Origin of the sequence: Treponema ruminis (assembly GCF_014201975.1) — a bacterium.
GTDB classification, from domain to species: domain Bacteria; phylum Spirochaetota; class Spirochaetia; order Treponematales; family Treponemataceae; genus Treponema_D; species Treponema_D ruminis.
Window position 1 is genome coordinate 225816 of record NZ_JACHFQ010000004.1, and the last position, 14255, is coordinate 240070.

Genomic DNA, 14255 nt, shown 5'->3' on the forward strand with positions numbered 1-14255 from the left:
TATTCTTTCGTGCCGATTGTTAGAATATGAAGAAAAGTATCCTTTTGTTTTTTCTGATGATTTTTTCTCTTGAAATAACTTTTGCGGCGGAAGACATTCTCATTCATCCTGAAGATTTGCGTCTTGTCTATGATGATGGAGCCAATTTTGACTCGGCAAAAGGATATCACCTTTATATAAGGAAGAAAAGCCGCATTGAGTCGGTAATGCTTGTTGAGACTACGAAAGACCCGGAAGGAAAGCAGGACAGCTACGCTTACCGTGCCCTTGAGTATAATTCCATAAATGGTGACGAAATACGCTATCTTAACGGCAAAGTTCTTGATTCAGAAGGGGCAAAATATCCCCTCATGGACTCAACTCCTGAGCCTGATTCACTTTTCGGAGAAGCCTTTCATATCTTCATTCCTTCAGAAATCGCCTATGGTTATCCATGGACCCGCAACGGTCTTTTGAAAATCGGCCGGGGAACCTTCATCAACATCCGTTCTTTTGAAAAAAAATATGGTGACTATACCGGTGATTATGCTGACAACCCCTTTATGTTTGATCTGGGAAAAGCTGTCGTAAAGGAAAAGCCTCTTCCACCTCCAAAAGAGCCGGAGCCGGAGCCTGAAATTGACGAAGTGCCTGTAAAGGAAGTTGAACCCGAGCCGGAACCTGAGCCAATCCCGGAAGAACCTGAAGTTATCGTCCTTACCGATGACTACAATCCTGACGCAGCCGAGAGTTTTAAGAATATTGCGGCTTTTGGCGGCGGTGAAATGGTTTACTCAAAGGGACCAGACTCCCTTCCTGACGATATTATGGCTGCCATCGAAAGAATCAAAAACAAGGATGAGGCTGATGTCATTTTTGCGATTGATACTACGGGCAGCATGAAGGATGACATTGAAAAACTGCGTAAAGTCTGGGTTCCCCAGCTGATTGAAAAAGTGAAGGAATTTAAGAGCCTGAGGCTGGGGCTTTTGCTTTACCGCGATTACGGCGACACCTACAAGTGGATGGATCTGCCGGTCAAAAAGTTCGAATTCACTGAAAATGTCCAGAATTTCAAAAAGAATTTAAATGGCTTCTATATACATGGTACTGAGGGCGGAGACATTCCTGAGGCTGTTTACGAGGCTCTTTATGCTTCGATTGAATATTACAAGTGGCGAAATGATGCCGAGCGGAAAATAATCCTGATTGGCGATGCTGAGCCTCACCCAAGTCCGAGGGGAAGCGGAAAGTATTCTAAAGATTTGGTCGCCCGCCTTGCCGAGCAGAAAGGTCTTGTGATTGACGCGATAATCGTGCCGGACAACAAGAGCGACCGTGGCCGATAATTCAGGGAGGAAAAAGCCTTCCTGGGGAGCCGGTCGCCGAAGGCGAAAGCTGGGCTTGAGCCGCAAGCGGGTCGCTTCCTGCCCCTAAAACCCTTACTGCTTTTTAGCCTGAATCTTTTCCATTTCGAGCTCAGACAACTTTCGGTATGAGCCTGGAAGGGTTCCCGGCTGGGCTGCGGCGTAAAGGTCGATTAAATCCTGGAAGACAGCCTCGGCCTTATCGTATTTTTTCTGCTTCATGAAAAGATGACCGATTTCATATGTGGCTTCGACGTAAACTGCCGGTTCGCCCGCAAATCTTTCTGTGACGGCATTATAATATCGAAGGGATGCCTTGTATCTTCCGTTTTCAAATTCTGTCTGACCTTTTTGAATCAGCTCCTGGGCTGTTAAATCCTGAGGAATTTCTTTTGGCGTTGATGCGCATGATGCAAATACTGCCGCAAGGGCAAGCGTAATAAAAATTTTTTTGATAGATGTGACTTTCATAACGTTAATATAACAAATCAATTGAAAAAAGGAAACATGCTTTTAGAAAGTGGATAGGGGCGGTTTCTTTCGAAATGTTTCTATTAATAGTATTGTTGAACTTATATGCTTTTTTTGATAAACTCACTTATCACTTTTTTTGGGAGATTTTTTATGTCTACACCATTGGAAAATTACCTTTCGTCTTGCGGTGGAAAGCCTAGCGCCGCAATGTGTGCTTATGTTGCGAATTTGCAGCAGGTTGCTTCGGTTAATCCTAAGATTGCCGCTTCTGTTGTAAATGAGATCCAGAATCAGCGAAGCCACCTCAAATTGATTGCTTCTGAGAACTACTGTTCTCTCGCTGTTCAGTCTGCCATGGGCAACTTGCTCACTGACAAATACGCTGAGGGATATCCAGAGCACCGCTACTATGGCGGTTGTGTAAACGTTGACGCTGTTGAGATGGAAGCAGCCCGCGAGGCAGAAGAGCTTTTCGGGGCAGATTATGCTTATGTTCAGCCACACTCTGGTGCAGACACAAACCTGGTTGCTTACTGGGCAATCCTTTCTGCAAAGGTTGAGACCCCTACTCTCGAAGAACTTGGTGTAAAATCTTTGAATGACTTGACTGCAGAACAGTTCGCAGAACTCCGCAAGCGCTTCGGAAATCAGAAATTGATGGGATTGGATTATTCTTGCGGCGGTCACCTCACTCACGGTTACAAAATGAACGTTTCTGCCCGCATGTTCGAAAGCCATCCTTATGGTGTTGATGAAAAAACAGGTCTTTTGGACTACGATGCAATCGAAAAGCAGGCAATGGAAGTTAAGCCTCTTATTTTGCTCACAGGCTACTCAGCTTACCCACGCAAAATCAACTTCAAGCGCTTCCGTGAAATCGCAGACAAGTGCGGAGCAGTATTGATGGTAGACATGGCTCACTTCGCAGGTCTCGTTGCCGGAAAAGTCTTCACTGGTGACTATGATCCAGTAAAATGGGCAGATATCGTTACAACTACAACCCACAAAACTTTGCGTGGTCCACGCGGTGCTATGATTCTCTGCAAAAAAGAATTCGCTGACTACGTTAACAAGGGCTGTCCGATGGTTCTCGGCGGACCTTTGCCACACGTTATGGCTGCAAAGGCAATCGCATTTAAGGAAGCAAACACTCCTGCTTATCAGGAATATGCCGCAAAAGTTGTTAAAAATGCACAGGCTTTGGCAAAAGCTTTGCAGGATTTGGGCGTTCGCTTGCAGACCGACGGCACTGACAACCACCTCATGCTCGCAGACGTTACTTCTTACGGCTTGACTGGAAAGCAGGCTGAGGCAGCTATGTTCGAGTGCGGCGTTACAGTAAACGCAAACGCCCTTCCATACGACAAAAACGGCGCATGGTGGACATCTGGCCTTCGCCTTGGAACTCCAGCCCTCACAACGCTGGGTATGGGCGAGGATGAAATGAAGGAAGTTGCCTCAATCATCGACCAGGTCCTCAAAGGCACAAAACCAGGCCTCACAAAAGAAGGAAAGCCAGCAAAGGGTAAAATCAACCTTGACCCGGCCGTAAAAGAAGCCGCATCAAAAAGAGTCCAGGCCCTCTTGAGCAAGTTCGTCCTTTATCCAGAACTTGATCTCGATTTCTTGAAAAAGGAATTTGTGAAATAAATTCTTAAAAAAGACGATAGATGCAAAAAAAACAGGCGTTAAGAAGTGAAACGGCTTACGAAAACACTCGTTTTGTGCTGCCGCGTGAGCGGCAAACTTATATAGTTACGGGCACAAAACGCGTGTAGCAGGCTAGCAGGCCTTCACAGCATAGCTGTTCGGAGACTCACTCAAAATGCTCCATCGGAGCATTTTGCCGGCTACGCCGTCGTTCCCTAGGTTTCGATAAGCCGTTATCACGACTGGGAGCCTGTTTTTTTTGTTTATCCAGTTGATTTTTTTAACGCTTTATTTCAGCATTGATTTTTTTATTTCATACCGACTTCCGCAGCAGTGGCAGACAACTTCCAGCGGATCCGGATCATGCGCGATGATGTCTTCGAGCTCTGCTTTTGGAAGGTGCCTGATGTGCTCTGCAAAAGTTTCTGTGCTGCACGGACAGTCAAAAATTATGTCGCGGTTCAAGACTGCTGTCGGATTGAATTCGCGGAAAAGACCGTAAATTACATCTTCCATGTCGCCGCCGTCACTGAACCATTTTCCGATAGAAGGCATTGCGCGGAAGGCATTTTCTGCACGGCGGATCAAGTCTTCTTCGGCTGTCTTTTTATCCTCGGCTCCGGAATTTTCTGTCTGGGCACTGATTTTGCTCTTGCCGCCGGCTTCCGGAACATGCTGCAGGAACATGCCGCCTGCTCCGATTACGCGTCCTTCCTTGTCAAACTGAATGCTTGTGTTGAAAGCGGTGTGAATCTGCTCGCTCTGAAGGAAGTACCAGGCAAGGTCTTTTGCGATGTTTTTGTACATGATTTCGACCGTGCCGACCTGGGGTGCCTTCATTCCTTCGCCGATTCGGGAAACTGTGAGGGTGCCTTCGCCCAAAAATGGAGCTAAATCCCAGTTTTCCAGAGGCTTTTCGATTGGAATCCTGTCCTGAAGCAAAAATCCGCGTACATAGCCTGTTGAGTCTGCTTCAACTGAAAAGCCTGCCGCAGGTCCGTTAGTATCGTAGCGGAAAGTGAGGTGTTCGCGGCCCTTCATTGTTGGAATCAGCATGGCGGCACAAAGCATGGCCTGACCTAAAATCATGGTTTCAAGAATGCCCAGATTGTGCTGGGCGCGCATCTGGTTTACGAGCCTTGTTCCGTTAAAAAATGCACCGCGGAACTGACCGTCTGCCATGACGAACATGGTCATCTCATCTTTATGAATCCTGCCCAGATGTTCGAGCAGGTCCTTGTCTTTAATTTCTTGCTTAATCATAGTATTCAGTATATCAAAATCGCGGAAAGCCCTCCACATTTTTTTTGTATTTTATTTTACAATATGCTATAATATTCGCATTCTATTTTTTTTGAGGACTATATGAGACTTTACGTAGGCAATCTTAGCTACACAACAACCGAGGATAAACTCCGCGAGTCATTTTCTAATTACGGAGATGTTGTTTCAGTTCAAGTAATGAAGGATAAATTCACTGAACAGTCAAAGGGATTCGGCTTTGTTGAAATGGGCTCAGATGTAATGGGCGAGCGTGCCATCGGCGGCATGAACGGAAAAGATATTGACGGACGAAGAATCCGTGTTAGCGAGGCTGTAGAAAAACCTGCTAGAAATGGCGGTGCAAAAAGATTCTTTAAGGACGATGGAGAGCGCCCAAGACGTAATTTCGGAGAGAAAAGAGATTTTGGCGAACGCGGTGGAAGAGAAAGAAAGCCTTTCCGTGGCGACCGCAGCGAGCGTAAGAGCACTGCCGAAGAGTATTAATTGATGAGGCTGTTTTTGATTGGACAGCCTTTTTCTAAAACTCTGCGAGTGCTTACTAATTATTATTAAGTTTTTTGCCGATAAAAAAGAGATAAGTCATAAATTTCTAAAAGTCAGGGGGCTTTATGTATAAGACTCAAAGGCGTATCGCGCTGATTGTCATAAACCTTGTTGCAGTTGCATCATTCCTTTTCGTGGCTGTTAATCTTGCGCCGCAAACAAAGTTGACTGATTATCGAACATATTCGAACATATTCCCTATTGCTGTTACGGCTGTTCTTTTTGTTGTCATGCTTTTTACAAGTATCACGATCTTTGAGAACGCTCGAATTCGTATCGAAAGGCGTTCCATGGAAACAGGCGCAACGGCTTATTTTACAAAATTTATCGAACGATTGCGATTCTGCTACTCTCTCGAAGATTTTTATGCTGCAGTTGCTGACATTCTCGAAATCGAGGCTGACTGTTCTGTCCTCTACATCGATCGAAATGCAAATTATATTCTATATAATAGCCCCAATAAGATTACAAATGATCCTGCCGTCTTCACAAAACTTGAGCAGAACTATAGCGTAACCTGGCACGACCCGATTAACTTCCTCGGCGAAAACCTTGGTCTTGTTACAAGCCGTAAAAAGGCCCGAGGCTTCTTCTTCGCAAGTGACGGTGAGCATCTTTATATCTTCAACCGATACACATATCTTTTTGATACAGAGATTTACGAAAAACTCTACGAGGAATTCGTCCGCTTCCAAAACCGTTCCCGAATCATTTCCAGCCTTGCCGAAATTTCTGAGCTTACGACTGAATGGCAGCAGCTGGCTGATGCACAGGTTTCCTTCCTTCCAAAGAAAATGCCTGAAATCAAAAACCTCAAGCTGGGCGCATATTTCCGTCCATTGATTAACGTTTCAGGTGACTATTATTCAGTTCTTCCTATTGATGAAAACAAAACCCTGCTCATGCTCGGTGACGTTTCCGGTAAAGGTCTTGCCGCGGCTCTGGTCATGGGCTTGGTAATGAACACCGTAAAAATCAAAGAAAATAAAGAAGATTTGGTCGGCATGATTATTTCTGTCGATGCGGCTATCAAGGGCATGCATCTTCAGGATAAGTACACGGTTCTTTTCATTGGTATCGTTGATACTGAAAAGATGAAAATCACTTATGTAAACGCTTCAATGTCAGACCCTATCATCGTAACCCGTTCTCCTGAAGGTTACCGAATCAAGTCTCTTTCTTCAAACTGTTCGGTCGTCGGAATCATTCCTATTGAGCCGGGCGATGTTCAGGTTTCCGAGCAGAGGCTCTTCTCTGGTGACCTTATCATGATGGCTTCGGACGGTGTTTCTGAGGTTATGAACGAAGATAAAGTCGAGCTTGGTGATACTGAGCTCTTTACAAATACAATCAAAGCCAGCGCATCAAAAGATCCGCAGGAATTTGTAGCTGACATCGTAAATCTTGTATTGGATTATAATGCCGACACAAGGCTTCATGATGACTTGACGATGCTTGTTGCAAAGGTTCAGAGGTAGGTGATTTTATGATTTTTGCGTTGATTAACTTTGCGCTTGCCATGTTCATGACTTGGCTTGCTGTCTTCCTTGATTCAAAAACTGGAAACGAAGGTAAAAACCCGGTCATTTCCTTGAACGTCTTCCTCGCCCTTGCCTGTGGTGCCATGGGACTCACTATTTTCGCTGCCCACGGTGCTCCGGCCAGGCTTGTAGTCTTCTTCGCTGAATTGACTTTGTTCCTCTTAGGCCTTTATTCCCTCTATTTTTCTGTATATTGTATCTTCTATCCAACAACAGAAAAAAAGTTCATCGCTCAGATTCTTTCGATTGCAGGTGCCATCTGGTGTGCATGGGCAGTCTTCTTCCATGTTACAAATGTTACTGTTACCAGTTTCGTCGGTGTCCGTGTCGATTCAGTTTCTTTGTTCAAAGGAAATCTTGCGGCCTTATTCCCTTATAACTGGTTTACTTTCTATTGTACGATAATCATTTTCGTCATGCCTTTCTTCTCTATGCTCATTTTGCTTTTGCGCTCAGAGAACCGCGAAGGCAGGCTCGATCATCAGAAGTCAATTATGAATGCTCTTTCCCTGATTTCTGCATGGATAATGTTAGCTTTGATTTACAGGGCTACAAAACGTGTTCCAATGTTCTCAGGCTTGATTCTCATTCCTTATGTTCTTGCCCAGTGGATTTTGGTTCGCTCAACCCTCGTAGATTTCCTTTATGACTTCCTTTCAATGGTCGGTTTTGGCGCAAAGGCTCTTTTGTGCTATATTTTCCCGGCTTTAATTTCTGGTATTGGATTTGCTTTCTTCTGGTCACGAACTTCATCGCACGGAGTTTTGTTCTATTTCTATCTCCTTGCCTTGATGACTGCTCTTATTGCGGCTTCATACCAGCTCATGAAATTCTTCAACAGACGGTCGGGCTTCCGTTCAATGCAGTATGCGACCCTCTTTGAGGAAGACCTTTCAAACTTCGACTTCTCTGATGACCCGGAAAACATCGTCCGCAACATGCAGCAGATTTTTACCAAGAACATCGGTATGTCTTTCATGCGCATCCTCGTTGACAACGGTTCCGAAGAAATTCAGTCAGTATATGACCTTGAGGGCGAAAAGAGGCTCACAATTTCCACAAAAGGAAAGATGTTCGACTCTCTGCTCAACCAGAACAGGCGGGTAATCTTCAAAAGTTCAATTGAAAACGGTTTCTTCTATTCTGATGTCCGTGCAGACATCCTGAAATTCTTCAAGGAGACTGAGTCAGAAGCTTTCATCATCCTGAACGAAGGCCGCCATATTCTTGCGGTAATCATTCTTGGTCAGAAGGCCGGTGGAAACGTCTACAACAACTACGACCATGCCGTTTTCCAGAAGCTTTACTCATACTTCTTCGTATTCGGTTACTACATGAAGAACATTGGTAACGAGTCCATCGTCGGTACCGTCAACCGAGAAATCCGAATGTCTGAGCAGATTATCGAATCTATTCAGGGCAACATGGATCCAATCAAGAACAAGCGCTTTGACTCGTCTACAATGATGGTTCACGCCCACAACATCGGTGGTGAGTTCATCGACCTTATCAAGCTTTCAGAAGACCGTCACATTTTCGTAATGGGCGACCTTTCAGGCAAGGGTATTGCGGCTTCAATGAGCATGGTTATCGTTAAGTCTGTAATCCGAACCTTCCTTCAGGAAACAAAGGACTTCAAGCTCCTGGTTGAAAAGGTCAATCACTTCATCCGCTTCAATCTTCCCCGGGGAACCTTCTTTGAGGGTGTCTTCGCCCTTATTGATTTCAAGGATGATACGGTCTATTACATCAACTGTGCGGTTCCGGCTTTCTTCCTCTATAACCGTGCTTACAACAACGTCATGGAAATTCAGGGTGAAGGTCACGTTTTGGGCTTCGTAAAGGACATTTCTCCGTATATAAAGGTCAAAAAGGTTAAGCTCAATCCTGGTGACATTCTTGTTGCTTGTACTGACGGTTTGCTTGACTCAAAGTCACTTCGTGGCGAGGCATTCGGAAAAGACCGCCTGCAAAAAACAATCATCGAAAATACAGGCCTGGCAGCTCAAACAATGATTTCTACTTCTTACAATACTTTGCTTGAATTCCTGTCAAAAGAGCTTGATGACGATGTAAGCGTTTTCATCTTGAAAAAGATTCAGTAAAAGGAGAATTAAATGGAGCAGCTTTCAATTACCGAAAAAGAGGGTGCAAACTACATCCTTTACGAAGTTTCTGGCGTAATGAACACATATACAATCACCGAGCTCGCTGAAAAACTTGATGAAACCATAAAAAAGTCAAACATCGTAGTTGATTTGGAGCGGGTTGAGACGATTGATTCCGTTGGTGTCGGCCTCATGATGGCAACTTTTAACGACGGTGAAGACAACGGCCACAAATTCTATATGATGAATCCTTCTCCGTCGGCTCGTGTAGCCCTCGAAGAAACAGGATTTTACGATGTCTTCTCAATTATTCACGCCGTAACGGAAGTCCAGTAAACTTAAAATGAAAAAAATTATTTTTGCTCTTTTTTGTCTTTTTGTCCTTTCTTCCTGCAAGGAAAAAGTCGCCTTTGCTGAGACTTCGTCTAATCAAAAGAAAGCTGGCGAAACAGTCCAGTCTGCAAATCCTGAAGTTGAAAAGCTCCGCCGGGTTTTTGCAAAAATGACTGAGCGCTGCAAGACTGCAATTCCAAACGGCGACCCGGAAGAATTTCTGGCTGACTTGCACAAGGTTCTTGCAGAAGAAAAGTCGGCTCACAGAAATGACGACCTTGATTTGCTTTATCTTATCGACAAAAAACACAATATCGGCTCTGACTATGTTCCGCGTGATTTAAAGCCTGTTAAAAACAATGATTTCTGGAACGCCAGCCGTAACGACCTCTCCCTCCGCCCGGAAAGCTACGCTGCCCTTGAAGAACTTTCGCGGGCTGCCTTGAGGGACGGAATCAAGCTCATGGTTTCTTCAACTTACCGCTCATATAAATATCAGGAAGGACTTTTTAACCGCTATGTAAAGCAGGACGGACTTGCCGAAGCAGAGCGTTATTCTGCCCGGCCTGGTACCAGCCAGCATCAGCTTGGAACGGCCGTTGACTTCGGTTCAATCACCGAGGACTGGGGTGATACAAAAATGGGGAAATGGGTTTATAACCATGCATCTGATTACGGCTGGAGCCTTTCTTTCCCCCGCGATTACGAGGACGTAACCGGCTACATGTGGGAATGCTGGCACTTCCGCTATATTGGAAAGGAAGCCTGCCGCTTCCAGAAAAAATGGTTCAGCGACGTCCAGCAGTTTATGCTGGAATTTGTCGCGGCATGGAAGCAAATAGATTAGATTCCGCTAAAAGGCCTGGAAGCAGACTTCCTGGAAAGGAAGTTTTGCTTATTTTTATGCTTCTTTTTTGGGCTTTCGGCCGCAGCATTTAGCTTCGGTGCAGAAGCCGGTCACATCGCACTTCGGAACGAAGAGATTCTCGCAAATCCACTTCCATTCTTCAGAATACTCGCTCAATTCTTTTTTGATTTCATTTGCCAGGGCACGGATTTCAACGTAGGCCCTTGTGCAAAGACGCTGGTTCATGAGGTTAATCATGTTGCGAAGATTGCGCTTGTCTACGATTTTTGTCATCATGCCCAGGGGAAGGATGTTTGCGGCGTCTTCTTTTGAAACTCCGGCTTCCATGAGCTTGGCATAGCTTTTACGGATGTTTTCCATGCAGTCTTCATAAGCCTTTTTTGCTTCCTCTGACTTTGCGGCTGTGGGCGGCAGATAGTAGTCGAATTTTTCGCAGTTTACATAGCGGGTGCTTTCCTGCAGTCTTGTTGGGCCTCCGCCAATGTGGGTGTAGTATTCGCGGATGGCGCGGGCAGAATAGCCTGCAATGCAGAGCTCGATGTCAACATATTCAAGAACCCGGCCGTGACCGCTTGTGATGCAGTCTTTGGCCCGCTTGATGTTCTTTTCTGCGTCGTCAATAGGGCTGTTCCAGCATACGCCTGCCATTTTGCCGATTTTCTGGAGTGGATATTTGTCAGTAGTGTCGAAAATCTGAATCATTTTTTAGCCTCTGGAAGATTTACGATTGCGCCGCTTGCTGTGAGTGGAACATACTCCGGAACCTGGCGTCCGTCCCATTTTTTTGCCTTTTCAAGTTCGATTTCGAGTTCCTTGAGCTTGATTTCAACCTGATAGTTCTGTGCGACCTTTGAGTTGTAGTAGGCGAGGGCGTCTGCTTCAACGCGTTTTGCCTCGGCTGCTTTCTGAGCCTTGATGAGCTCTCCTTCAGCAGTCTGCTCGGCGGCCTTTTTCTGGGCCTCAGCTTCTGCAACCTGCTTCTGGGCGTTTGTCTCGGCCAGCTTTAAATCCTGCTCTGCCTGGCGGACCTGCTGGGTGCGGTTCATTGTTTCCTTGATGTTCTTGTCAAAGTCGTCGCTCCAGTCCCAGTTTGAAATTGTGAGCTGGGTGACTTCGATTGGATATTCGGCAAGTTTTGCATTGAGGGCTGATGTTACGTCAGAAGTGATTTTATCCTGATTTTCGACCAGCTCGTAGATTGAGTATTTTCCGACTGATTCCTTTACGCTTGCAACAAGGCTGCGTGTGATTGCGTTTTCAAGGATATTCTCGTTGTATTTTTTGACGGCGTCCATGATTTTGGCTCCGTCGTAGCGGTAGAAAACAGTGACCTGTGAGCCGACTGTCTGCATGTCCTTTGTGATGGCTCCGTCCTTTCCGACTGAGAAAGTGACGTTCATTCCTTTTGGAACGATTGAGTATTTTTTGATGATGCTGACAAATGGCGGATGAAAGTGCATTCCCGGCTCCAAAACATCGCCTGTAACTTCTCCAAGCATTACCTGAACGCCGCGTTCATTTGGGGCGACGACAGAAACTGATTCGTAAGCTGCGGCAGCAATCACTGCAAGCACAATGAGTGAAATGATTGATTTGGTTGCAATTTTTTTCATATTAAACTCCGAAAAAGTGATGATATAAATATAATGAAGATTGCTGGAATTTGGAAGAAAAAAAATAGGAGACGTGCCCCTTTTTATGTGCTAAAATTATTGCATGTATCACTTCATTGTTAATATTCACGGTGGCAGCGGAAAGGCTTTTCTCAAATGGAATAAAATTCGCGAGCTTTTAAAAAAGAAAAAGGTTGAATTCAAAGTTCATGTTCCCCAGAGGGTGGGGCACGCAATGCAGATTGCAAAAGAAGTTTCCTCGCTTGCGGAAGATGACATTAAAATCGTCGTTGTTGGCGGTGACGGAACGATTAACGAGGTTTTGAACGGCATCACGGATTTTTCACGGATAAAGCTGGGCCTGATTCCGACCGGCTCTGGAAATGACTTTGCCCGGGGCGTAAAGATTCCCCGACACAATCAGAAAAAGGCCCTCGACATTATTTTGAAATCAAAGGCTGACAAAAAAATCGATTTGGGACGAAGCTCAGTTCTTTCGACCGGCGATTCCAGAATTTTTGCCATCAGTTCCGGCTTTGGTCTGGACGCAATCGTTGGAACAGGCCTCAACCAGGCAAAAATCAAGAAGATTCTGAACTGGATGCATCTCGGAGCTTTGGGCTATGTGGTTTTGACGGTGCAAACTCTTTTTACGATGAAGACTTATTCAGTCTCCCTCAAATTTGATGACGATGAGCCCCTTTCTTTCAACAAACTGATTTTCCTGGCGGCAATGAATTTTAAGGCTGAGGGCGGCGGGGTTCCAATGTGTCCCAAGGCCAAGGGTGATGACGGACTGCTTTCAATCTGCATGGCTGCGGGCGTTCCGAAAGTCCTTACCTTCCTCTTGTTCCCCCTTTTGTGTATGGGGCTTCACGGCCGGTCAAAGGGCTTTTACCTGCGTAACTGCAAAAAGCTGGTTCTTGAATCGGATTCAAAAAGCATCCTTCACACGGACGGTGAACTTGTAGGTAACGTGGACAGGGTTCAGTTTGAAGTCCTGCCACAAAAACTGACTATGCTGATATAAAAGAAAGCCGCACGGTTTCGTGCGGCTTTTTCATGCTATTTTATTTCATTAATTCTGCGTACTTCTGAGCAAGTCTCTTTGACTTAACGGCTGCCAGACCGCAGTAGTTTGCCGGATTTTCGAAGAATGTTGCCGGATTTTCGATTCCGAGCTTTTCTAGCTGGGCTGTGATTTTTGCAAATGCTTCTTCGTGAGTCTTGAGGACTTCAAAGAATGTCTTGCCTGTTTTTTCGGCTTCAAGAGTGATTTTGCGGATAACTTCGTGACCGTCGTTTACGCCAGCCTCGCCGAGCAAGATGTATGCCGGTTCTGCAAGAACGCCGCCCTTGACCTTTCCGCCTGCACCCTGCAGGTTCTTTGCCATTCCTTCCTTGTCTGCCTGCAATCCCTTAACGACTGAGTTCATGCGGGCAACTGCCATTGTAAAGCCTGAAACATAGTCAGAAATGAAGCGCTGGCTTGCTGAGTTTGTGAGGTCTCGCTGGTGCTCTGAAATCTGGTCCATGTAGAAAGTGATTACGCGAGGACACATTGCCTTCCACAAAGATTTTACGTGCTCGCTGTTCCATGGATTTCGCTTCTGTGGCATTGTTGAAGAACCAACCTGTGTTGAAGCGAAGTATTCGAATACCTCACCGATTTCGCTTCTCTGCAAGTTGCGGAGGTCGTCTGCGAGGTTTGCGATGATTCCGAATGCGACGTTCATCTCCAAAAGGAGGCGGAGGACGTGCTCTGGCTCAACGAGCTGGTTTGAATATTCAGAAGGCTTGAGACCCAGGAATTCTGTGTAGATTCGCTCGAGTTCCTCAGGATCCTTTACAATCATTGAAGGACCGTTGTAAGAACCTACAGGACCGGCCAGTTTTCCAACCAGATCATTTGAAAGTTCTTCGATGCGGAGGATTGATTTTCCCAGGCGGGCTACGAATTCTGCGATGCTCCAGCCGAAAGTGATTGGAACTGCGTGCTGACCGTGTGTTCGGCCAACCTGTGGAGTTGCGCATTCACGCTCTGCGATTTCACAAAGATATTTTTCGAGTTGTTTGAGTTCTGGAAGAACGACATTTTTTGTGACATCTCTCATTCGGCAGCTCAAGGCTGTGTCCAAAATATCGACCGAAGTTGCTCCCAGGTGAATGAGAGGTCCGATTTCGGCATTTACTTTTGTTTTCATGACATTAACGAGAGCGCGGATGTTGTGCTTTGTCTTTTCTTCTTCGGCATAAACTTCTTCCGGGTCAATGTTTGCTGCAACATCGTCCAAAGTTTTTGCAAGTTCGTCAGTCAATTTGCCGCGAACCTTAAGATGTGCCTTAACAAGAGCCGCCTCACAGCGTGCACAAGAGCGGATTGAAGCCTGCTCAGAAATGTACTGTGAAAGTCCGTCAAAAGCCGCTTTCTCAGAAAGGGAATAGCGGTGGTCGATACAAGAGAGATTCTCAAAAATGTTACGTGTTTCCATGTA

General features: G+C 45.6%; 13 protein-coding genes. 8 read left to right on the forward strand and 5 right to left on the reverse strand.

The window, feature by feature from the left end; all coding sequences use genetic code 11:
* Positions 1–26: 26 nt before the first annotated feature.
* The gene (locus tag HNP76_RS07115) at positions 27–1328 is read left to right on the forward strand and encodes a vWA domain-containing protein (protein ID WP_184658959.1); all 1302 of its coding nucleotides are present in this window, start codon (positions 27–29) and stop codon (positions 1326–1328) included.
* A gap of 93 nt (positions 1329–1421) precedes the next feature.
* Here HNP76_RS07115 and HNP76_RS07120 read toward each other — a convergent pair whose 3' ends face one another.
* A complete protein-coding gene (locus HNP76_RS07120) occupies positions 1422–1817 on the reverse strand; it encodes a tetratricopeptide repeat protein (RefSeq protein WP_184658961.1) in 396 nt (131 codons plus the stop codon).
* Between the two features lie 153 nt (positions 1818–1970).
* Between HNP76_RS07120 and HNP76_RS07125 the strand changes: the two genes are divergently transcribed.
* On the forward strand, positions 1971–3470 hold the full coding sequence (locus HNP76_RS07125) for a glycine hydroxymethyltransferase (RefSeq protein ID WP_184658963.1): 1500 nt from the start codon (positions 1971–1973) through the stop codon (positions 3468–3470).
* 288 nt (positions 3471–3758) lie between these two features.
* Here the strand turns inward: HNP76_RS07125 and HNP76_RS07130 are convergent, their stop codons facing one another.
* Positions 3759–4733 (reverse strand): Hsp33 family molecular chaperone HslO, encoded by a 975-nt coding sequence (locus tag HNP76_RS07130; protein WP_184658964.1) that lies wholly within the window; start codon positions 4731–4733, stop codon positions 3759–3761.
* 102 nt (positions 4734–4835) lie between these two features.
* Here HNP76_RS07130 and HNP76_RS14455 point away from each other — a divergent pair, with 102 nt between their 5' ends.
* The 5 genes from HNP76_RS14455 (at position 4836) to HNP76_RS07155 (ending at position 10126) form a co-directional block, all read left to right on the forward strand.
* Positions 4836–5237 carry an RNA recognition motif domain-containing protein gene (locus tag HNP76_RS14455; protein WP_184658966.1) on the forward strand — a complete coding sequence of 134 codons (402 nt, stop codon included), beginning with the start codon at positions 4836–4838 and terminating at the stop codon, positions 5235–5237.
* Between the two features lie 125 nt (positions 5238–5362).
* Complete coding sequence (locus HNP76_RS07140) at positions 5363–6775, forward strand: PP2C family protein-serine/threonine phosphatase (protein ID WP_184658968.1); 1413 nt, start codon at positions 5363–5365, stop codon at positions 6773–6775.
* 8 nt (positions 6776–6783) lie between these two features.
* Positions 6784–8943, forward strand: coding sequence for a PP2C family protein-serine/threonine phosphatase (locus tag HNP76_RS07145; protein ID WP_184658970.1), 2160 nt, complete (start codon positions 6784–6786; stop codon positions 8941–8943).
* A 12-nt stretch (positions 8944–8955) separates the two neighbouring features.
* The gene (locus tag HNP76_RS07150; RefSeq protein WP_184658972.1) at positions 8956–9282 is read left to right on the forward strand and encodes an STAS domain-containing protein; all 327 of its coding nucleotides are present in this window, start codon (positions 8956–8958) and stop codon (positions 9280–9282) included.
* 7 nt (positions 9283–9289) lie between these two features.
* Positions 9290–10126, forward strand: coding sequence for a D-alanyl-D-alanine carboxypeptidase family protein (locus HNP76_RS07155; RefSeq protein WP_184658974.1), 837 nt, complete (start codon positions 9290–9292; stop codon positions 10124–10126).
* 54 nt (positions 10127–10180) lie between these two features.
* Here the strand turns inward: HNP76_RS07155 and HNP76_RS07160 are convergent, their stop codons facing one another.
* Complete coding sequence (locus tag HNP76_RS07160) at positions 10181–10849, reverse strand: FAD-dependent thymidylate synthase (RefSeq protein ID WP_184658976.1); 669 nt, start codon at positions 10847–10849, stop codon at positions 10181–10183.
* Positions 10846–11760, reverse strand: coding sequence for a prohibitin family protein (locus tag HNP76_RS07165; RefSeq protein ID WP_184658978.1), 915 nt, complete (start codon positions 11758–11760; stop codon positions 10846–10848). The genes HNP76_RS07160 and HNP76_RS07165 overlap by 4 nt, the downstream gene beginning before the upstream one ends.
* Before the next feature lie 103 nt (positions 11761–11863).
* On the opposite strand from HNP76_RS07165, the gene HNP76_RS07170 reads away from it, so the two are divergent.
* Positions 11864–12790 carry a diacylglycerol/lipid kinase family protein gene (locus tag HNP76_RS07170; protein WP_184658980.1) on the forward strand — a complete coding sequence of 309 codons (927 nt, stop codon included), beginning with the start codon at positions 11864–11866 and terminating at the stop codon, positions 12788–12790.
* A 40-nt stretch (positions 12791–12830) separates the two neighbouring features.
* Here the strand turns inward: HNP76_RS07170 and HNP76_RS07175 are convergent, their stop codons facing one another.
* Complete coding sequence (locus HNP76_RS07175; protein ID WP_184658982.1) at positions 12831–14252, reverse strand: lyase family protein; 1422 nt, start codon at positions 14250–14252, stop codon at positions 12831–12833.
* Positions 14253–14255 lie beyond the last annotated feature (3 nt).

Excerpts from the sequence above, each read along its gene's own strand:
- HNP76_RS07115 (WP_184658959.1), top strand. The coding sequence starts at position 27 with ATGAAGAAAAGTATCCTTTTGTTTTTTCTGATGATTTTTTCTCTTGAA.
- HNP76_RS07120 (WP_184658961.1), bottom strand. The coding sequence starts at position 1,817 with ATGAAAGTCACATCTATCAAAAAAATTTTTATTACGCTTGCCCTTGCG.
- HNP76_RS07125 (WP_184658963.1), top strand. The coding sequence starts at position 1,971 with ATGTCTACACCATTGGAAAATTACCTTTCGTCTTGCGGTGGAAAGCCT.
- HNP76_RS07130 (WP_184658964.1), bottom strand. The coding sequence starts at position 4,733 with ATGATTAAGCAAGAAATTAAAGACAAGGACCTGCTCGAACATCTGGGC.
- HNP76_RS14455 (WP_184658966.1), top strand. The coding sequence starts at position 4,836 with ATGAGACTTTACGTAGGCAATCTTAGCTACACAACAACCGAGGATAAA.
- HNP76_RS07140 (WP_184658968.1), top strand. The coding sequence starts at position 5,363 with ATGTATAAGACTCAAAGGCGTATCGCGCTGATTGTCATAAACCTTGTT.
- HNP76_RS07145 (WP_184658970.1), top strand. The coding sequence starts at position 6,784 with ATGATTTTTGCGTTGATTAACTTTGCGCTTGCCATGTTCATGACTTGG.
- HNP76_RS07150 (WP_184658972.1), top strand. The coding sequence starts at position 8,956 with ATGGAGCAGCTTTCAATTACCGAAAAAGAGGGTGCAAACTACATCCTT.
- HNP76_RS07155 (WP_184658974.1), top strand. The coding sequence starts at position 9,290 with ATGAAAAAAATTATTTTTGCTCTTTTTTGTCTTTTTGTCCTTTCTTCC.
- HNP76_RS07160 (WP_184658976.1), bottom strand. The coding sequence starts at position 10,849 with ATGATTCAGATTTTCGACACTACTGACAAATATCCACTCCAGAAAATC.
- HNP76_RS07165 (WP_184658978.1), bottom strand. The coding sequence starts at position 11,760 with ATGAAAAAAATTGCAACCAAATCAATCATTTCACTCATTGTGCTTGCA.
- HNP76_RS07170 (WP_184658980.1), top strand. The coding sequence starts at position 11,864 with ATGTATCACTTCATTGTTAATATTCACGGTGGCAGCGGAAAGGCTTTT.
- HNP76_RS07175 (WP_184658982.1), bottom strand. The coding sequence starts at position 14,252 with ATGGAAACACGTAACATTTTTGAGAATCTCTCTTGTATCGACCACCGC.